This is a genomic window from Herbaspirillum sp. YR522, assembly GCF_000282575.1.
Lineage (GTDB): Bacteria > Pseudomonadota > Gammaproteobacteria > Burkholderiales > Burkholderiaceae_D > Herbaspirillum.
The window spans coordinates 1-18,751 of sequence record NZ_AKJA01000047.1 but is presented as its reverse complement, the minus strand read 5'-3'; the positions used below and the strand labels follow the sequence as shown (position 1 = coordinate 18,751).

The 18,751-nt window shown below is 63.5% G+C and carries 16 protein-coding genes; 14 read left to right on the top strand and 2 right to left on the bottom strand.

Annotation, left to right across the window (positions count from 1 at the left end):
* The first annotated feature begins 19 nt into the window (after positions 1-19).
* The 8 genes from PMI40_RS08175 (at position 20) to PMI40_RS08140 (ending at position 10,610) form a co-directional block, all read left to right on the top strand.
* Positions 20-1,570, top strand: coding sequence for a sugar ABC transporter ATP-binding protein (locus PMI40_RS08175; protein WP_008114021.1), 1,551 nt, complete (start codon positions 20-22; stop codon positions 1,568-1,570).
* On the top strand, positions 1,567-2,646 hold the full coding sequence (locus PMI40_RS08170; protein WP_008114019.1) for an ABC transporter permease: 1,080 nt from the start codon (positions 1,567-1,569) through the stop codon (positions 2,644-2,646). Before PMI40_RS08175 ends, PMI40_RS08170 begins: the two co-directional genes overlap by 4 nt.
* Complete coding sequence (yjfF, locus tag PMI40_RS08165) at positions 2,643-3,659, top strand: galactofuranose ABC transporter, permease protein YjfF (RefSeq protein WP_008114018.1); 1,017 nt, start codon at positions 2,643-2,645, stop codon at positions 3,657-3,659. Before PMI40_RS08170 ends, yjfF begins: the two co-directional genes overlap by 4 nt.
* Positions 3,660-3,874: 215 nt before the next feature.
* Entirely contained in the window at positions 3,875-4,948 is a 1,074-nt protein-coding gene (gene chvE / locus PMI40_RS08160) for a multiple monosaccharide ABC transporter substrate-binding protein (protein ID WP_008114017.1), read from the top strand.
* 165 nt (positions 4,949-5,113) lie between these two features.
* Positions 5,114-6,643, top strand: coding sequence for a multiple monosaccharide ABC transporter ATP-binding protein (mmsA, locus tag PMI40_RS08155; protein ID WP_008114016.1), 1,530 nt, complete (start codon positions 5,114-5,116; stop codon positions 6,641-6,643).
* A gap of 96 nt (positions 6,644-6,739) precedes the next feature.
* Positions 6,740-7,942, top strand: a complete 1,203-nt coding sequence (gene mmsB / locus PMI40_RS08150) for a multiple monosaccharide ABC transporter permease (protein ID WP_369770730.1) — start codon at positions 6,740-6,742, stop codon at positions 7,940-7,942.
* A 75-nt stretch (positions 7,943-8,017) separates the two neighbouring features.
* Complete coding sequence (locus PMI40_RS08145; protein ID WP_008114014.1) at positions 8,018-9,778, top strand: IlvD/Edd family dehydratase; 1,761 nt, start codon at positions 8,018-8,020, stop codon at positions 9,776-9,778.
* A gap of 55 nt (positions 9,779-9,833) precedes the next feature.
* Positions 9,834-10,610, top strand: a complete 777-nt coding sequence (locus tag PMI40_RS08140) for an SDR family NAD(P)-dependent oxidoreductase (protein WP_008114013.1) — start codon at positions 9,834-9,836, stop codon at positions 10,608-10,610.
* 120 nt (positions 10,611-10,730) lie between these two features.
* Here the strand turns inward: PMI40_RS08140 and PMI40_RS08135 are convergent, their stop codons facing one another.
* Positions 10,731-11,672, bottom strand: a complete 942-nt coding sequence (locus PMI40_RS08135) for a LysR family transcriptional regulator (RefSeq protein ID WP_008114011.1) — start codon at positions 11,670-11,672, stop codon at positions 10,731-10,733.
* A gap of 292 nt (positions 11,673-11,964) precedes the next feature.
* Here PMI40_RS08135 and PMI40_RS08130 point away from each other — a divergent pair, with 292 nt between their 5' ends.
* Together PMI40_RS08130 and PMI40_RS08125 are read left to right on the top strand one after the other, a co-directional pair.
* Positions 11,965-13,065: a porin gene (locus PMI40_RS08130; protein ID WP_008114009.1), complete on the top strand. Its 1,101-nt coding sequence runs from the start codon at positions 11,965-11,967 to the stop codon at positions 13,063-13,065.
* A 114-nt stretch (positions 13,066-13,179) separates the two neighbouring features.
* A complete protein-coding gene (locus PMI40_RS08125; RefSeq protein ID WP_008114007.1) occupies positions 13,180-14,058 on the top strand; it encodes an SMP-30/gluconolactonase/LRE family protein in 879 nt (292 codons plus the stop codon).
* Between the two features lie 33 nt (positions 14,059-14,091).
* On the opposite strand, the gene PMI40_RS08120 is transcribed toward PMI40_RS08125, so the two are convergent.
* Complete coding sequence (locus PMI40_RS08120; protein ID WP_008114005.1) at positions 14,092-14,949, bottom strand: IclR family transcriptional regulator; 858 nt, start codon at positions 14,947-14,949, stop codon at positions 14,092-14,094.
* Between the two features lie 274 nt (positions 14,950-15,223).
* Here PMI40_RS08120 and PMI40_RS08115 point away from each other — a divergent pair, with 274 nt between their 5' ends.
* From PMI40_RS08115 to PMI40_RS08100, 4 genes are all read left to right on the top strand, one after another.
* Positions 15,224-16,501, top strand: coding sequence for an L-fuconate dehydratase (locus PMI40_RS08115; protein ID WP_008114003.1), 1,278 nt, complete (start codon positions 15,224-15,226; stop codon positions 16,499-16,501).
* A gap of 42 nt (positions 16,502-16,543) precedes the next feature.
* Positions 16,544-17,320 (top strand): SDR family oxidoreductase, encoded by a 777-nt coding sequence (locus tag PMI40_RS08110; protein ID WP_008114001.1) that lies wholly within the window; start codon positions 16,544-16,546, stop codon positions 17,318-17,320.
* 9 nt (positions 17,321-17,329) lie between these two features.
* On the top strand, positions 17,330-17,671 hold the full coding sequence (locus tag PMI40_RS08105; RefSeq protein WP_008113999.1) for an L-rhamnose mutarotase: 342 nt from the start codon (positions 17,330-17,332) through the stop codon (positions 17,669-17,671).
* A 59-nt stretch (positions 17,672-17,730) separates the two neighbouring features.
* Positions 17,731-18,751: sugar ABC transporter ATP-binding protein (locus tag PMI40_RS08100; RefSeq protein WP_008113997.1), on the top strand; the 1,021-nt coding region annotated here is incomplete at its 3' end.

Sequence of the window (18,751 nt, the reverse complement as noted above, 5' to 3'; positions counted from 1 at the left end):
CGGTCGTGATGGAGTTGCGATGAGCATGGCTGCAGGGGCGCAGGCGCGTCCGATGCTGGAACTGGGCGGCGTCCACAAGGCGTTTGGCGGCGTCAAGGCGCTGGCCGATGTGGGCTTGCGCCTGTTTGCCGGCGAAGTACATACCTTGATGGGGCAGAACGGCGCCGGCAAGTCGACGCTGATCAAGGTCCTGACCGGGGTCCATGCCCCGGACGCGGGAAGGATCGAACTCGATGGCCGTCCGATCGCTCCCGACTCTACGCTGGCTGCACAGGCGCTGGGAATCAGCACCGTGTACCAGGAAGTCAACCTGTGTCCCAACCTGTCGGTGGCCGAGAATATCTTCATCGGTCGCTATCCCGGCCGTTTCGGCCGCATCGACTGGAAGAGCGTGCATGCCCAGGCGCGCAGCCTGCTGGCGCAACTGCAGATCGAGATCGACGTCGGCGCGCCGCTGGCGTCCTATCCGCTGGCGATCCAGCAGATGGTGGCGATCTCGCGCGCCCTGTCGGTGTCGGCCAAGGTATTGATCCTGGACGAACCCACTTCCAGCCTGGACGAGGCCGAGGTCCAGCAATTGTTCAAGGTGTTGCGCCGCTTGCGCGAGCAGGGCATGGCGATCCTGTTCGTGACCCATTTCCTGGACCAGACCTACGCCATCTCGGATCGCATCACGGTGCTGCGCAACGGCGTGCGCGAGGGCGAATACCTGGCGGCCGAGTTGCCACGGCTGGAGCTGGTCAACAAGATGGTGGGCAGCGTGGTCATCGATCACGACAGGCTACAGGCGGCCACCACGGCGGTGGCCGATGGCCTGTCGAGCGCAGCGGGCGACAACGGCGAGGTCTTCGTCGAGGCAAGCGAGTTCGGACGGCGCGGCATGCTGGCGCCACAGGACCTGGAGATCCGGCGCGGCGAGGTCTACGGCCTGTGCGGCCTGCTGGGTTCGGGCCGTACCGAACTGGCGCGCCTGCTGTTCGGGGCCGAGCGTGCCGACAGCGGCCAACTGCGCATCGGCGGGCGGGCGCTCAAGCCTTCGGCGCCGCGCGAGGCAATCGCCGCCGGTATCGGCTATTGCCCGGAAGACCGCAAGAAGGAGGGCGCGATCCTGGAGCTGTCGGTGCGCGAGAACATCATCCTGGCGCTGCAGGCGCGCCAGGGTTTGCTGCGGGTGGTGCCACGCCGCCAGCAACACCGCATCGCGGCCGACTATGTCAAATGGCTCGGCATCAAGACTGCCGATCTCGAAACGCCGATCGGCCTGCTCTCGGGTGGCAACCAGCAGAAGGCGCTGCTGGCGCGCTGGCTGGCGACCGACCCGGGCATGTTGATCCTGGACGAACCCACGCGCGGCATCGATGTGCGCGCCAAGCAGGAAATCATGGACTTTGTCACCGCGTTGTGCCGCAAGGGCATGGCCATCCTCTTCATCTCTTCCGAACTGCCGGAGGTCCTGCGGTGCAGCGACCGCATGCTGGTCCTGCGCGATCGCCAGGCCTGCGGCCAGTACCGCCGCGGCGAACTCGACGAGGCCGGCGTGCTGCGGGTCATCGCGGGAGAAGCCGCATGAGTGCATCGATGCCGACCAAGCTGGTTCCCGAGGCCGCACCCGGTGTGTTGCACGGTGCCGTGGGCGGGGCACTGCGCCATCCGCTGCTGCGCCCGTTGGCGGCCCTGGCGGCGTTGCTGCTGCTGGACCTGCTGCTGGTGCCGGGGTTCTTCCGGCTCGATATCAAGGATGGCCACCTGTACGGTGCGCTGGTCGACATCGTCAATCGCGCCGCGCCGCTGATGCTGGCCGCGCTGGGCATGACGCTGGTCATCGCCACCCGCGGCGTCGACATCTCGGTGGGCGCGGTGGTGGCGATCTCAGGGGCGGTGGCGGCGATCCTGATCGGCGGCAAGATGGTGGTCGTCGATGGCGTGTCGCAATATGTCAGCAACCTGCCGATGGCCTGGGCACTGGCCGCGGCCATCGGCGTGGCGTTGTTGTGTGGCGCCTGGAACGGCTTGCTGGTGGCGGTGCTGGGCCTGCAACCGATCATTGCCACCTTGATCCTGATGGTGGCCGGGCGGGGCCTGGCGCAACTGCTCACCGATGGCCAGATCGTCACCGTCTATTACAAGCCGTTCTTCTTCATCGGCGGCGGTTACCTGTTCGGCCTGCCGTTCTCGCTCACCATCGCGCTGGCCATGTTTGCGCTGTTGACGCTGTTGATGAAGAAGACCGCACTGGGCCTGTTCATCCAGTCGGTCGGCATCAACCCGGTGGCTTCGCGCCTGGCCGGCATCCGCACCGCGGCGCTGATCTTCTTCGTCTATATCTTCTGCAGCTTCTGCGCCGGCCTGGCCGGGTTGATGGTGGCGTCCAATATCAGGAGCGCCGACGCCAACAACGCCGGGCTGTTGCTGGAGCTCGATGCCATCCTGGCCGTGACGCTGGGCGGCACCTCGCTGGCCGGTGGCCGCTTCAGCCTGGTGGGTAGCGTCATCGGCGCGCTCATCATCCAGACCCTGACCTACACCATCTATTCGCTGGGCGTGCCGCCCGAGGTCAACATGGTGGTCAAGGCCATCGTGGTGTTCCTGGTCTGCCTGTCGCAGTCACCCCAGTTCCGGCGCATCTTCACTTCGGACAAATCATGAATCGACTGCCCTTGCTGCGGCGCGCCAGCGCCGCCCCCTGGTTCACCTCGGCGGCGACGGTGGTGTTGCTGTGCGTGATGGTGGGCGTCGGCGCCGTCGGCTACGACGGCTTTTTGGCGCCGCAGGTGCTGCTCAACCTGTTGATCGACAACGGTTTCCTGCTGGTGGTGGCCATCGGCATGAGCTTCGTCATCCTCTCGGGTGGCATCGACCTGTCGGTGGGTTCGGTGCTGGCGCTGTCGACCATGATCTGCGCCTGGTTGCTGCAGACGGCGCATTGGCCGCCGCTGCTGGTGATCGCCACCGCCTTGCTGGTGGGCACCGGCTTGGGCGCGGCGATGGGCGCGCTGATCCATTACTTCAAGCTGCAGGCCTTCATCGTCACGCTGGCCGGGATGTTCCTGGCGCGCGGCCTGTGCTACCTGATCAGCATCAACTCGATCACCATCGACGACCCGCTGTTCGTGGCGATGTCGCAGAGCCGGATCGCGCTGGGCGAGCTGTTCGTCTCGCCCAGCGTGCTGGTGGCGCTCTTGATGCTGGCCGTGGGCATCTGGCTGGCGCACAGCACCCGTTTCGGGCGCGCCGTCTATGCCATTGGCGGCAACGAGCAGTCGGCGCTGCTGATGGGACTGCCGGTGGGGCGCACCAAGGTGCTGGTGTACGCATTCTCGGGTTTCTGCGCGGCGCTGGCCGGCGTGCTGTTTTCGTTCTACATGCTGTCCGGTTACGGCTTGCATGCGCAGGGTGTGGAACTGGATGCCATCGCCGCGGTCGTTATCGGCGGCACCTTGCTCACCGGTGGTTATGGCTACGTCGCCGGCACCCTGACCGGGGTGCTGATCCTGGGCGTGATCCAGACCCTGATCGCCTTCGATGGCTCGCTCAGTTCATGGTGGACCAAGATCTTCATCGGCGCCTTGTTGTTCGTGTTCTGCGTAGCCCAGCGCGTGATGTCGATTGGTGCATTGCGGCAATCGACGCCAACCCAGGCAGCGGGGGCGATTCGGTGAATAGGCAGGACCTTGTTTGGCGTGTTCTTGACGGAGGGAGTAATACTAAAAAACATATCCATATCTCATAAAAAGTCATTAGAAATGTATTGATAAAGTGATTAATGTAGAGGCCGCAAATTACAGCTCGGACGTTGATGCGCTAGGCTGCGCAACGGTGTCGGGTGAATTAAAAAGACGCCATAACGTAAATTAAAGTTAACGGAGACAACAACATGAAGATCAAATCGGTATTGACCGCGGTCGCGCTCGGTCTGGGCGTGAGCCTGATGTCCATCAGCGCGCAAGTGAGCGCGCAGTCGAAGTCGCTGGTGGGCGTGGCCATGCCGACCAAGTCGTCGGCACGCTGGATCGCCGATGGCAACAACATGGTCAAGGTGCTCAAGGAAAAGGGCTACCAGACCGACCTGCAATACGCCGAGGACGACATCCCCAACCAGCTGTCGCAGATCGAGAACATGCTCACCAAGGGCGCCAAGGTGCTGGTGATCGCCGCCATCGACGGCACCACCCTGACCGACGTGCTGCAGAAGGCAGCCGACAAGGGCGTCAAGGTCATCGCCTATGACCGGCTGATTCGCGGTTCCAAGAACGTGAACTACTACGCCACGTTCGACAACTTCCAGGTTGGCGTGCTGCAAGCCAGCTCGTTGGAAAAGGCACTGGGCCTGAAGGACGGCAAGGGCCCGTTCAACATCGAGCTGTTCGGCGGCTCGTCGGACGACAACAACGCCTTCTTCTTCTACAACGGTGCCATGTCGGTACTGAAGCCCTACATCGACAGCGGCAAGCTGGTGGTGCGCAGCAAGCAGATGGGCATGGACAAGGTCGCCACCCTGCGCTGGGATGGCGCCACCGCCCAGGCCCGCATGGACAACCTGCTGTCGGCCTACTACAGCAACGCCCGCGTCAACGCCGTGCTGTCGCCGTATGACGGCATCTCGATCGGTATCCTGTCGTCGCTGCGTGGCGTCGGCTACGGCACCCCGCAGCAGCCGTTCCCGTACGTGAGCGGCCAGGACGCCGAAGTGCCGTCGGTGAAATCGATCATCCGTGGCGAACAGTACTCGACCATCTTCAAGGACACCCGCGAACTGGCCAAGGTCACCGTCGGCATGGTGGACTCGCTGCTGGGCGGCAAGGAACCGCAGATCAACGATACCAAGACCTATAACAACGGTGTCAAGGTGGTGCCTGCGTTCCTGTTGAAGCCGGTCGTGGTCGACAAGAGCAACTGGAAGCCGGTGCTCATCGACAGCGGCTATTACACCGAAGCGCAGGTGAAGTAAGCCAGGCGGCCGCGGCAGATGCCGCGGCCGTTTCACGCTGCCCCCCCGCACCTGCTGCACATCAATCCATCTGAAGCACGCCAAGAAGCGGTCCCGCTCCCGTGCGGGATCGTTGCGTTGAAAAGTCATCCCGCTGCGCCCGGCGCACAAACTGAGGTCTGCATCATGAACAACATCCTCGAGATGCGCGGCATCGAAAAAACCTTCCCTGGCGTCAAGGCCCTGAACAACGTCAACCTCGCCGTGCGCGAGGGCGAGATCCACGCCGTGGTGGGCGAGAACGGCGCCGGCAAGTCGACCCTGATGAAGGTGCTCTCCGGTGTCTACCCGCATGGCACCTATGCCGGCGACATCGTCTACAAGGGCGACGTGCGCTCGTTCAAGGACATCCGCGACAGCGAACACCTGGGCATCATCATCATCCACCAGGAACTGGCACTGGTGCCGTTGCTGTCGGTGATGGAAAATCTTTTCCTGGGCAACGAGCAGGCGCGTGCCGGCGTGATCGACTGGGAACAGTCGTTTTTGCGCGCCAAGGCCCTGCTGGCCAAGGTCGGGCTGAAGGAGTCGCCGCTGGCGCTGGTGGGCGACCTGGGGGTCGGCAAGCAACAACTGATCGAGATCGCCAAGGCGCTCTCGAAAGAGGTCAAGCTGCTGATCCTCGACGAGCCCACCGCCAGCCTCAACGAAAGCGACAGCGACGCCTTGCTGGAGCTGCTGCTCGAACTGAAGACGCAGGGCATCTCGTCGATCCTGATCTCGCACAAGCTCAACGAGATTTCCAAGGTGGCCGATTCGATCACGGTGCTGCGCGACGGCACCACGGTCGACACCTTCGATTGCCGCGTCGAGCCGATCAGCGAGGACCGCATCATCGCCAACATGGTGGGCCGCGAGATGGCCGACCGCTATCCGCAGCGCGATCCCGAGATCGGCGAGGTGATCTTCGAGATCCGCGACTGGCGCGTGCATCATCCGCTGCACGCCGACCGCCTGGCCATCAAGGACGTCAACATGCAGGTGCGCGCCGGCGAGATCGTCGGCATCGCCGGACTGATGGGCTCGGGCCGCACCGAGCTGGCCAAGAGCATCTTCGGCCGCGCCTATGGCAAGAAGATCAGCGGCCAGGCCTTCCTGCATGGCAAGGAAGTGGACCTGTCGACGATCCAGAAAGCCATCGGGCATGGCATCGCCTACGTGACCGAGGACCGCAAGGGCGACGGCCTGGTGCTGGAAGAAGACATCAAGAAGAACATCTCGCTGGCCAACCTGGGCGGCGTATCCGAGCGGACCGTGATCGATGAGGCGCACGAATACAAGGTGGCGGTCGATTTTCGCAGCCAGATGCGCATCCGCTGCTCCAGCGTGCTGCAGAAGGTGGTGAACCTGTCGGGCGGCAACCAGCAGAAGGTGGTGCTGAGCAAGTGGCTGTTCTCCAACCCCGAGGTGCTGATCCTGGACGAGCCTACGCGCGGCATCGATGTGGGCGCCAAGTTCGAGATCTACAACATCATCAGCAGGCTGGCCGCCGAGGGCAAGTGCATCATCATGATCTCCTCGGAGATGCCCGAGCTGCTCGGCATGTGCGATCGCACCTATGTGATGAACGAAGGCCAGTTCGTGGGCCAGTTCGATCGCCAGCAAGCCAGCCAGGAAAGCATCATGCGCGCCATCATGCGCAACAAGAGAATATGAACCTGCCCGATCCCCGCAGCGCACAGCGAACAGGTTCTTGGAGCAGGATCGAAGTCGAGAATCAAAGTTAAGAGGTGAATCATGGAGACGATGAAGATGAGCAATAAAGAGCCGTTGGCAGCCGGCGGTGGCCCGGCCGAAAAGAGGGATTACGCCGGCTTCCTGAAAAACAACATGCGCGAGTACGGCATGCTGCTGTCGCTGGTGGCGATCATGGCGTTCTTCCAGATCATGACCGACGGCACCTTGCTGCGCCCGCTCAACATCACCAACCTGGTGCTGCAGAACAGCTACATCGTGATCATGGCGCTGGGCATGCTGATGGTCATCGTGGCCGGTCACATCGACCTGTCGGTGGGTTCCGTGGTGGGGCTCATCGGTGCCCTGGCGGCGGTGCTGATGGTGGACCATGGCTGGGACTTCGTGTCGGCCTCGGTGGTGTGCATCATCGCCGGCGCGGCCATCGGCGCGGCCCAGGGTTACTGGATCGCCTACTTCAAGATCCCGTCGTTCATCGTCACCCTGGCCGGCATGCTGGTGTTCAAGGGCATGGCGCTGGCGCTGCTGCAAGGACAATCGCTGGGCCCCTTCCCGCCGGCGTTCCAGATGCTGAGCTCGGGCTTCATCCCCGAACTGACCGGCAATACCCAGTTCCGCACCACCTCGCTCATCGTCGGCGTGGTGGCTTCGCTGGTGCTGCTGGCGGTCAAGACCCATGCCCGCCGCAAGCAGACCAAGCATGGCATGGAAGACGAGCCGCAATTGTTCTTCCTGCTCAAGAATGGCCTGTTCGCGGTGGCCATCATCGCCTTCAGCTACCTGATGGCGTCCTATCGCGGCATGCCCAACGTGCTTATCATCATGTTCGCGCTGATGGTGCTGTACACCTTCATCACCAACCGCACCACGCTGGGCCGACGCGTCTACGCGGTGGGCGGCAACGAGAAGGCCGCGCGCCTGTCGGGCATCAAGACCGAGCGCGTGTCGTTCCTGACCTTCGTCAACATGGGCGTGCTGGCGGCGCTGGCCGGGCTGATCTTCGCCGCGCGCCTCAACACCGCCACGCCCAAGGCCGGGTTGGGCTTCGAACTGGATGTGATCGCCGCCTGCTTCATCGGTGGCGCCTCGGCCTCGGGCGGCGTGGGCAAGGTGATGGGGGCGGTCATCGGCGCCTTCATCATGGGCGTGATGAACAATGGCATGTCCATCATGGGCATCGGCATCGACTACCAGCAGATGATCAAGGGCCTGGTGCTGCTCATGGCGGTATGCTTCGACGTGTATAACAAGAACAAGTAACCATCGGGTAAGCGCGGGGCTGGCGGTCGTTGCGCCCCCCGCCCGCATCCAGACCAAACTCCAGGAAAACACAAGATGAGCAGTGACGACAAGAAAGACAAGAGCCGCAAGTTGCGCTCGGCCAGCTGGTTCGGCACCGCCGACAAGAACGGTTTCATGTACCGCAGCTGGATGAAGAACCAGGGCATCCCCGACCATGAGTTCCAGGGCAAGCCGGTCATCGGCATCTGCAACACATGGTCCGAGCTGACACCCTGCAACGCGCACTTCCGCAAGATCGCCGAGCATGTGCGACGCGGCATCATCGAGGCCGGCGGCTTCCCGGTCGAGTTCCCGGTGTTTTCCAACGGCGAATCCAACCTGCGCCCGACCGCCATGCTGACCCGCAACCTGGCCAGCATGGATGTGGAAGAATCGATCCGCGGCAATCCCATCGATGGCGTGGTGCTGCTGACCGGTTGCGACAAGACCACGCCGGCGCTGCTGATGGGCGCGGCCAGTTGCGACATCCCGGCCATCGTCGTCACCGGCGGCCCGATGCTCAACGGCAAGCACCATGGCAAGGATATCGGTTCCGGTACGGTGGTGTGGAAGCTCTCGGAGCAGGTCAAGGCGGGCGAGATCAGCATCCACGACTTCATGGCGGCCGAGGCCGGCATGTCGCGTTCGGCCGGTACCTGCAACACCATGGGCACGGCCTCGACCATGGCCTGCATGGCCGAGTCGCTGGGGGTGTCGCTGCCGCACAACGCGGCCATTCCCGCCGTCGACGCGCGCCGCTATGTGCTGGCGCACCTGTCGGGCATGCGCATCGTCGACATGGTGTGGGAAGACCTGCGCCTGTCCAAGATCCTGACCCGCAAGGCCTTCGAGAACGCCATTCGCACCAACGCCGCCATTGGCGGCTCGACCAATGCCGTGATCCACCTCAAGGCGATCGCCGGTCGCATCGGTGTCGACCTCGAACTGGAAGACTGGACCCACATCGGGCGCGGCACGCCGACCATCGTCGACCTGCAGCCGTCGGGCCGGTTCCTGATGGAAGAGTTCTATTATGCCGGCGGGCTGCCGGCGGTCTTGCGCCGCCTGGGCGAAGCCAATCTGCTGCCGCATCCGGATGCGCTCACGGCCAACGGCCAGACCATGTGGGACAACGTCAAGGATGCGCCGATCTATGACGACGAGGTGGTGCGCCCGCTGGCCAAGCCATTGATCGAAGACGGCGGCATGTGCATCCTGCGCGGCAACCTGGCGCCGCGCGGCGCCGTGCTCAAGCCGTCGGCGGCATCGCCGGAACTGATGAAGCATCGCGGCCGGGCGGTGGTGTTCGAGGACTTCGCGCACTACAAGGAACGCATCAACGATCCCGACCTGGATGTCGACGCCAGCTGCGTGCTGGTGATGAAGAACTGCGGCCCCAAGGGCTACCCCGGCATGGCCGAGGTCGGCAACATGGGCTTGCCACCCAAGGTGCTGGCCACTGGCGTCAAGGACATGGTGCGTATCTCCGATGCCCGCATGAGCGGCACCGCCTACGGTACCGTGATCCTGCATGTGGCGCCGGAGGCAGCCGCCGGCGGACCGCTGGGCATCGTGCAGGACGGCGACTTCATTGAGCTCGACGCCTATGCGGGCAAATTGCAGCTCGACATCAGCGACGATGAAATGGTGCGCCGCCAGGCAGAACGCGCGGCGACGCTGGCCGGGCAGAAGCCGGAGATGGCGGGGGGCTACCAGGCGCTCTACGTCGACCGCGTGCTGCAGGCCGACCAGGGGTGCGACTTCGACTTCCTGGTGGGTTGCCGCGGCGCGGCCGTCCCCAAGCATTCGCACTGACACGGACTAACGATATGACGCCGGTCCACGATGCCGGCGTCGCCAAGGAGAACAGATGAGCAGCAATCCACAACTGGCCAGTTTCCCCAGCCTCAAGGGAAAACGTGTCTTCATCACCGGCGGCGGCACCGGTATCGGCGCGGCCATCGTGTCGGCCTTCGCCGAGCAGGGCGCGCACGTGGCCTTTGTCGATATCGCCCGCGAGCCCAGCGAGGCACTGTGCCGCGAGCTGGGCGAGGCAGGCTGGGTCAAGCCGTTGTTTCGTCATTGCGACCTGCGCGATATCGCCGCCTTCCAGGCCACCATTGCCGAGCTGCAGGGCGAACTGGGCGACTTCGACGTGCTGGTCAACAATGCCGCCAATGACGAGCGTCACAAGCTCGAGGAAGTCACCCTGGATTACTGGAACGATCGCATCGCCATCAACCAGCGGCCGTCGTTCTTCGCGGTGCAGTCGGTGGTGCCGGGTATGCAGCGACGCGGCGGCGGCTCGATCATCAATTTCAGTTCGATCAGCTGGCACCAGTCGGGCGGCGGCTTTCCGGTCTACACCACGGCCAAGGCCTCGACCCTGGGCCTGACACGCGGCCTGGCCCGCGACCTCGGTCCGCACAAGATCCGCGTCAATACCGTCACCCCCGGCTGGGTGATGACCGAGCGCCAGATCAAGCTGTGGCTGGATGACGAAGGCAAGCAGGCGATTGCGCGCAACCAGTGCCTGCAGGGCGAGCTGCTGCCGTGGCACCTGGCGCGCATGGTGCTGTTCCTGGCGGCCGACGATAGCGCAATGTGTACCGCGCAGGAATTCATCGTCGATGCAGGTTGGGTGTGACGGATTGGGATAACGGGCAGGGCACGGGGCCTGGCTTGCGCCAGGCCCCTTTTTCCATTCCGGCCTGGCGCTGGTGGCGGCCGGTCGAGCGGACCGGGATGCGCGCAATATCGGCGGGCGTCAGTAGATCATCTTCGCCACTTCCCTGATCGCATCCAGCAACAGTGACGCGCCCGGCGACAGCAGGGCGTCGCGGCGCGTGATGATGCCGAAGCCGTCCATGCGGCAGGGCAGCTCGATCGGCAGGATATCCATCAGCCGCGCCTGGGTGTAGTAGCGCGCCACCTCGGTAGGCATCGCATACAGGAAGTCGGTCTGCTGCAGCAAGCTGGTGATGAACAGGATCGCCGTGGTGTCGACCACATTGGACGGCGGCGTCAACCCCTGCTCGCGGAACATCTGGTCGCAACGCGCGCGCAAGATGCTGCCCTTGGGCGCCAGGATCCACGCTTCGTTGGCCAGATCCGACAGTTTCAAGTCATCGCGCCCATGCAAGGGATGCCCTACGCGCGCCACCGCACATACCGGCTCGTCGGCCAGCTCGACATATTGCAGCTCGTTGCGGTTCTGTTCGTCGAGGATGCGGCCGATCACGAAATCGAGTTCGCCGTGCATCAACCGCGACAGCAGGATATTGCTGCTCTCGACCTCGACGCCAATGCGCAGCATCGGCGCCTGCTCCTTGACGCGGGCGATGGCCGGCGGCAGCAGCGCCATGCCGGGCGAGAGGATCACGCCCACATCGACCTGGCCCGACAGGCCCGACTTCAACGCCACGATATCCTCATGCGCCTTGGACAGGCTGGTCAGCGCCATGCGCGCATGGCGGATCATGGCTTCGCCATAAATGGTGGGACGCATGCCGCGCGGCAGGCGCTCGAACAGCGAGACAGCCAGCATGTCTTCCAGGTCCTTGAGCTGCTTGGACGCGGCGGGCTGGGTCATGTTGAGCTCGCTGGCGGCCCGGTGGATGTTGCGGGTGTCGTCGAGAGCGATTAACAGCAATAGTTGGCGTGTCTTTAATCGTGCTCGCAGAAACCATTTGGGATCACTGTTCTTCATAAGTCTCCGCTGAACTTTGTTTTAATTTGCTGGCGACGATGATATCAAATCGCATATCGCATTTGCGAAAGAATTCATTGGAAAGACATGAACCGAATACTTAGTATTCACCCACGTTCCGCACTCGCATGATTTACAACAGCGTTGATCGGAATGAAAAAGTTCGGGTAGTACAACAAAGAACAAGCGGAAAGTTGTCAGCAGCATGTCAGGTCTTCGATGATCGGATTTGCAGTCTGCATGGCCGAACCGACCGACGAAAATTCTAACTGCAATATCACGGAGACTATTCATGAGGCAAGTCAAGGCATCCTTTACTGGTAAGAAGACCCTGTGCGCGCTGGCGCTGCTGGGCGCATTTTCGGCCCAGGCCCAGGCACAAACCAGCAGCGTGACCATCTACGGTCGCGTGGTCGCTGGCGTGGACGTCGTCAGCAATGCCACCAACGTCAACGGCACCACCGGCACCCGCTGGCGCGGTGCCAGCAACCAGTGGGGTACCAGCATGATCGGTTTCAAGGGAACCGAAGACCTGGGTGGCGGCACCAACGCCTTCTTCCTGCTGGAATCGGGCTTCGGCGCGACCACCGGCGCCACCAACGGCACAGAGCTGTTCAATCGCCGTTCGTATGTGGGCCTGCAGGGCAGCGCCGGTTCGGTCAAGTTCGGCCGCAACCTGTTCATCAACAACGACGTGTGGTTCCTGGATCCGACCGGCCAGCAATGGATCGGTACCGCCAGCCTGGTCAAGGGCCGCAACTGGCCAGGCGCGGCCAACATCATCGAGTACCAGACGCCTGACCTGGGCGGCTTCACCGCCACCCTGCAGACCTCGCTGGGCGAGCAGGCCGGTTCGATCAAGAACGGCCGCAAGGACGGTATCTCGCTGGCCTACATCAACAATGGCCTGGAACTGCGCGCCATCTACGACGTCACGCGTGACGCCAACGGCCGCTACGGCACGGTGCCGACCACCAACGCCGCCGACACCATCTTCACCAACTCCAAGGAACTGATCCTGGGCGGTACCTACAAGATCGACAAGCTGAAGATGTATGTCGGTTACGAGAACCTGCGCGCGCCTGACGTGGCCGCCGGCCTCCCAAGCAAGGTCAACCACTACTGGATCGGCGCCAACTATGACCTGACCCCGCAATTGACCCTGATCGGCTCGGTGTTCCGCGTCAACGTCAACAACAGCGGTGGCAATGCCAACCTGTACATGCTGGGCGCCAACTACTACCTGTCCAAGCGTACACTGCTGTACGTGGGCGCCGGTTCGGTGCGCAACAAGGGCAATGCCAACTTCGCGCTCGAGGCAGGCGATTCCACCGGTCCTGGTGCTGGTAAGGGGCAAAATGGCGGCTATGTCGGCGTGGCCCATTCGTTCTGATGTTGTAAGGCAGTAATCCTTCCTGAGGTGGTCTTGATGTAATTCAGGGCAGGCGCAAGCCTGCCCTTTTTTGCGTTATTGATAATCAAGTAACAGTTTGACTGGATAAAAAGTATGAAAGCGCAATTGCTGGTCGATGGACGACACGAACTGGGTGAAGGCGTGCTGTGGTGCGAACGGTCGCAGTCGCTGTTCTGGACCGATATCCATGCCTCCCGCCTGTGGAACCATGATCCGCAAGGGGGCGTCACCCGTAGCTGGGAGCTGCCCGAGCGGCTCTGCTGTTTCGCCTTTACCGCAGACGCCAACCGCTTGCTGGTGGGACTGGCTTCGCGCCTGGCGTTCCTGGCCTTGGACTCGGGCCTGCTCACGCCCATCTGCGAGGTCGAGCCGGACCTGCCGACCACACGCTTGAACGATGGCCGTTGTGATCGCCAGGGCCGCTTCGTATTCGGCACCCTCAACGAAGACCCGGGGCGCGCACCGATCGGTAGCTTCTACCGGCTCGATACCGATCTCTCGCTGGAGCGCCTGCCGCTGCCCGGGGTGGCGATCTCCAACAGCATCTGCTTCAGCCCCGCGGGCGATGTCATGTATTACTGCGACAGCATGCAGGGCAAGATCATGTGCTGCGACTACGATGTGGCCGGCTGCAGTGTGGCCAATCCGCGTGTTTTTGCCGACATCGCCGGCGCAGGCGGGCCGGATGGGTCTTGCGTGGACGCCGAGGGCCTGGTCTGGAATGCCCGCTGGGGCGGCTCGCGCGTGGTACGCCTGGGCGCCGATGGCAGCGTCGAGCGCACGGTCGAGGTGCCAGCCACGCAGGTCAGCTGTGTCGCCTTCGGCGGTCCCGACCTGGCGACGCTCTACATCACGACCGCGCATGAAGGCATGGATGCCGCGCAGCGCGCCGCGGATGAATGGGCCGGCGGTATTTTTTCGTTGCCACTCGATGGCGTGCGCGGTTTGCCCGAGGTCAGGTTCGGCGCCTAGTGCCGTGGCCGGGGTACCGCGTCAGTGGCGAACTCAGGCGCCGAAGCTCGAGTCGCCCATCAACCGCGACAGCCGGGCCGAGATTTCCTGGACGATGCCTTGCACCTCGTCCAGGCTGGGATTGACCTTCTTGTCGATACGTTCGATGTAGGGCACGTTGAGCGCGGCCAGCATGCGGTTGTTGGCGCCCATCACCGGGTAGGACAGGTTGACCACGCCACGGATCTGGCGGCTGTCGGTACGCGAATGGCCGCGGCGGCGGGTGTCCTCGACCTGGCGCTGCAGTTCGGCGCGGTCGACTTCCTGCTCGCCATCCAGCCGCACATGCTCGGCCAGCATGCGGGCCCGTTCGGTATCGTCCCGGAACGCCAGCAGTACATGGCCCGAGGCTGTGTCGGTCAGGCTCACCAGCGCCCCCACCTTGAGTCCGAAGGCCCAGCGTTCGGGGCTGTCGACCTGGGCCACCACGATCACGCGGCCGGCCTCGTAGACCGTCAGGTGACTCGATTGCACCGCCCGCGTGGCCAGCTCGCGCATATGCGGCAGGGCGGTACCGACCAGCGAACGAATCGGCTGGTGATGGTGCGCCAGCTCGAACAGCTTCAATGACAGGCGGTATTGATCGTTGTCGGCGATCAGGTAGCCGCGCTGCTCCAGGGTCACCACCATGCGGAAGATCTCGTTGACGCTGCGGCCCAGTTGGCGCGAGATCTGGTTCAGCGTCAGCATCTGCTCGCAGCGGCTCAGCAGCTCCAGGATGTCGAGTCCCTTGTCGAGCGCCGGTGCAGCATAGCGCGTGCGGGCGCTGTCGCTGTCGCCGTTGGCGGCAGCGTGGACCGCATCGACAACGGCATCCGGTTCGGCGGGCGAAAGGGTTCTGGTGCGCGGCATGGATGACTGGAGAGAAAAGGTGACGAAATTGTATAAGACAACCAATTTTATTTGTAAAACTATTTTTTACAGATAGAGATATTAGTTTCGGTATCGGTGATGACATAAACATCATCACTTCATCGACTCAGACGCAAAGCGATAGCGGGTATGCTGATGATCTTACAGATGAAAAGTTATTTCATTTGTGAATAAAAATTAGACGAGACGATTTCCCTGGCGGGGTTACCCGCCGCCAAAGCCGACGCCAGCAACCCGACGACAATTCGACCGAATGACCAAGATCACAGCCTTGCGCGTGCTTGACGTGCGCTTTCCCACCTCGCAATCGCTGGACGGCTCCGATGCGATGAACCCGGACCCCGACTATTCGGCCGCCTATGTCATCCTCGACACCGACCATCCACGGCACAAGGGCCACGGCCTGACCTTCACCATCGGTCGCGGCAACGAGATCTGCTGTGCCGCCATCGCTGCCATGCAACACCTGGTGGTGGGGCTGGAGCTGGACTGGATCACGGCCGACATGGGTCGCTTCTGGCGCCACGTCACCTCCGACAGCCAGTTGCGCTGGATCGGCCCGGACAAGGGCGCCATCCACCTGGCCACCGGCGCGGTGGTCAACGCCGTATGGGACCTGTGGGCCAAGCTCGAGGGCAAGCCGCTGTGGCAACTGGTGGCCGACATGTCGCCGGAGCAATTGGTGCGCAGCATCGACTTCCGCTACATCACCGATTGCATCACCCCCGACGAGGCGCTGGCGCTGCTGCGCGAGAAGGAGTCGGGCAAGGCCGAGCGCATCCGCATCCTGAAACAGGAAGGTTATCCCTGCTACACCACCTCGGCCGGCTGGCTGGGCTATGACGATGCCAAGCTGCGCCGACTGGTGCAGGAGGCCATCGACGCCGGCTTCGAGCACGTCAAGCTCAAGGTCGGGCGCGACCTGGACGACGACAAGCGCCGGGTCTCGATCGCGCGCGAGGTGCTGGGGCCCGAGCGCAAGCTGATGATCGATGCCAACCAGGTGTGGGAAGTCGACCAGGCCATCGCCTGGGTCAACGAGCTGGCCTTCGCCAAGCCCTGGTTCATCGAGGAGCCGACCAGCCCGGACGATGTCGAAGGCCATCGCAAGATTCGCCAAGCCATCGGCGAGGTCAAGGTGGCTACCGGCGAGATGTGCCAGAACCGGGTGCTGTTCAAGCAATTCATCATGCGCGGCGCCATCGACGTAGTGCAGATCGACGCGTGCCGGCTGGGCGGCGTCAACGAGATCCTGGCGGTCATGCTGATGGCGGCCAAGCACCAACTGGTGGTGTGCCCGCATGCCGGTGGCGTGGGCCTGTGCGAATACGTGCAGCACCTGTCGATGATCGACTACGTCTGCATCTCGGGCAGCAAGCAAGGCCGTGTCACCGAATACGTCGACCACCTGCACGAGCATTTCGTCGACCCCTGCGTGGTGCGCAATGCGGCCTACATGCCGCCCACCTTGCCGGGATTTTCCATCGAGATGAAGCCGGAGTCGCTCGAGCAGTACCGCTTCCGGGGATAAGCCGGGCGCGCCATCGACGACCAATGACAACGGAGACAACCAGTGGATCTGAATCTGCAAGACAAGGTAGTGATCGTCACCGGCGGTGCCTCCGGCATCGGCGGTGCGATCTCGATGCAGCTGGCCGCCGAAGGCGCGCTGCCGGTGGTGTTCGGGCGCAGCGCGCCGGATCCGCAATTCTGGCAGCGGCTGCAGCAACTGCAACCGCGCGCCGCGTTCTTCCAGCTCGACCTGCAGGATGACGGCAGGATTGCCGCCGCCGTGGCCGAGACCGTGCAGCGCTTCGGTCGCCTCGACGGCCTGGTCAACAATGCCGGCGTCAACGACAGCATCGGACTCGATGCCGGGCGCGACGCCTTCGTCGGCTCGCTCGAGCGCAACCTGATCCATTACTATGTGATGGCGCATTACTGCGTGCCGCACCTCAAGGCCACCCGCGGCGCCATCATCAATGTCTCGTCCAAGACCGCCATCACCGGCCAGGGCAATACCAGCGGCTATACCGCTTCCAAGGGCGCGCAGCTGTCGCTGACCCGCGAGTGGGCCGCTGCCCTGCGCGACGACGGCGTGCGGGTCAATGCATTGATCCCGGCCGAGGTGATGACGCCCCTCTACGAGAACTGGCTGGCCACCTTCGACGACCCGCAGGCCAGGCTCGCTGCCATTTCGAGCAAGATCCCGCTGGGCAAGCGCTTCACCACCTCCGAAGAGATGGCCGACATGGCGGTGTTCCTGCTCTCCGGGCGCTCGTCGCACACCACCGGTCAATGGATCTTCGTCGATGGTGGCTATACCCATCTCGACCGCGCGCTGACCTGAGGAGCCGTGATGCGCCACCTGCTCGCACTGGACCTCAAGGACGATGCCGCATCGATCGCCGAGTATGAACGGCAGCACCGCCGCATCTGGCCCGAGATCGCCAGCCACCTGCGCCGTCATGGCGTGACCGGCATGGAGATCTGGCGCCTCGGTTCGCGCATGGTGATGGTGATGGACACCGACGACGCCGTCTACGACGCCGCGGCGATGGCCGCCGCCACCGAGAACGATCCCAAGGTGCGCGAATGGGAGCAACTGATGTGGCGCTTCCAGGCGCCCACGCCATGGACGCCCGACGGGCAGAAGTGGACCGCGATGGCAAGGATCTTCGACCTGTCGGCGCAACCCTGAACCATCGATTCAAGCAACGACGACGCCGCAGAAGCGTCGCCCAGGCATCCGAGGCAAGCATGCAACCAGACCAAGACACACGAGACACTGCCACACCGCCGCCGGTGATCGCGCTGCGCAACGTCAGCAAGCGCTTTCCCGGCGTGCTGGCGCTGGACAACTGCCAGTTCGACCTGGCCGCCGGCGAGGTCCATGCATTGATGGGCGAGAACGGCGCCGGCAAGTCGACCCTGATGAAGATCCTGTCGGGCGTGTACCAGCGCGACAGCGGCGAGATACTGATCGAAGGTCGCGCCGTCGAGATCGATGGGCCGCGCGCGGCGCAGGCACTGGGGATCGGCATCATCCACCAGGAACTGAACCTGATGAACCACCTGTCGGCGGCGCAGAACATCTTCATCGGGCGCGAACCGAAGAAGCGCATGGGGCTGTTCATCGACGAAGAGAAATTGAATCGCCAGGCCAGCGCCATCTTCGCGCGCATGCGACTCGATCTCGACCCGCGCACGCCGGTGGGTGAATTGACGGTGGCGCGCCAGCAGATGGTCGAGATCGCCAAGGCGCTGTCGTTCGATTCGCGCGTGCTGATCATGGACGAACCCACCGCCGCGCTCAACAATGCCGAGATCGCCGAACTGTTTCGCATCATCCGCGACCTGCAGCAGCAGGGCGTGGGCATCGTGTACATCTCGCACAAGATGGACGAGCTGCGCCAGATCGCCGACCGTGTCACGGTCATGCGCGACGGTCGCTACATCGCCACCGTGCCGATGCAGGACACGCCGATGGACACCATCATCTCGATGATGGTCGGGCGCCAGCTCGACGGCGGCCAGGGCGTCGCGCCCGACACCTCCGCCAACGACGTGGTGCTGGAAGTGCGGGGCCTGTCGCGTGGCAGGGCCATCCGCGAGGTCGGCTTCAAGCTGCGCCGTGGCGAGATACTGGGCTTTGCCGGGCTCATGGGTGCCGGTCGCACCGAAGTCGCGCGCGCCATCTTCGGTGCCGATCCGATCGATGCCGGCGAGATCCTGATCCACGGCAAGCGCGCCCTGATCGGCTCGCCTGCCGATGCGGTGG

Coding starts and splice junctions, on each gene's coding strand:
- mmsA (WP_008114016.1), top strand. CDS start 5,114: ATGAACAACATCCTCGAGATGCGCGGCATCGAAAAAACCTTCCCTGGC.
- PMI40_RS08135 (WP_008114011.1), bottom strand. CDS start 11,672: ATGAAGAACAGTGATCCCAAATGGTTTCTGCGAGCACGATTAAAGACA.
- PMI40_RS08145 (WP_008114014.1), top strand. CDS start 8,018: ATGAGCAGTGACGACAAGAAAGACAAGAGCCGCAAGTTGCGCTCGGCC.
- PMI40_RS08120 (WP_008114005.1), bottom strand. CDS start 14,949: ATGCCGCGCACCAGAACCCTTTCGCCCGCCGAACCGGATGCCGTTGTC.
- mmsB (WP_369770730.1), top strand. CDS start 6,740: ATGAGCAATAAAGAGCCGTTGGCAGCCGGCGGTGGCCCGGCCGAAAAG.
- PMI40_RS08130 (WP_008114009.1), top strand. CDS start 11,965: ATGAGGCAAGTCAAGGCATCCTTTACTGGTAAGAAGACCCTGTGCGCG.
- PMI40_RS08115 (WP_008114003.1), top strand. CDS start 15,224: ATGACCAAGATCACAGCCTTGCGCGTGCTTGACGTGCGCTTTCCCACC.
- PMI40_RS08105 (WP_008113999.1), top strand. CDS start 17,330: ATGCGCCACCTGCTCGCACTGGACCTCAAGGACGATGCCGCATCGATC.
- yjfF (WP_008114018.1), top strand. CDS start 2,643: ATGAATCGACTGCCCTTGCTGCGGCGCGCCAGCGCCGCCCCCTGGTTC.
- PMI40_RS08125 (WP_008114007.1), top strand. CDS start 13,180: ATGAAAGCGCAATTGCTGGTCGATGGACGACACGAACTGGGTGAAGGC.
- PMI40_RS08140 (WP_008114013.1), top strand. CDS start 9,834: ATGAGCAGCAATCCACAACTGGCCAGTTTCCCCAGCCTCAAGGGAAAA.
- PMI40_RS08170 (WP_008114019.1), top strand. CDS start 1,567: ATGAGTGCATCGATGCCGACCAAGCTGGTTCCCGAGGCCGCACCCGGT.
- PMI40_RS08175 (WP_008114021.1), top strand. CDS start 20: ATGAGCATGGCTGCAGGGGCGCAGGCGCGTCCGATGCTGGAACTGGGC.
- chvE (WP_008114017.1), top strand. CDS start 3,875: ATGAAGATCAAATCGGTATTGACCGCGGTCGCGCTCGGTCTGGGCGTG.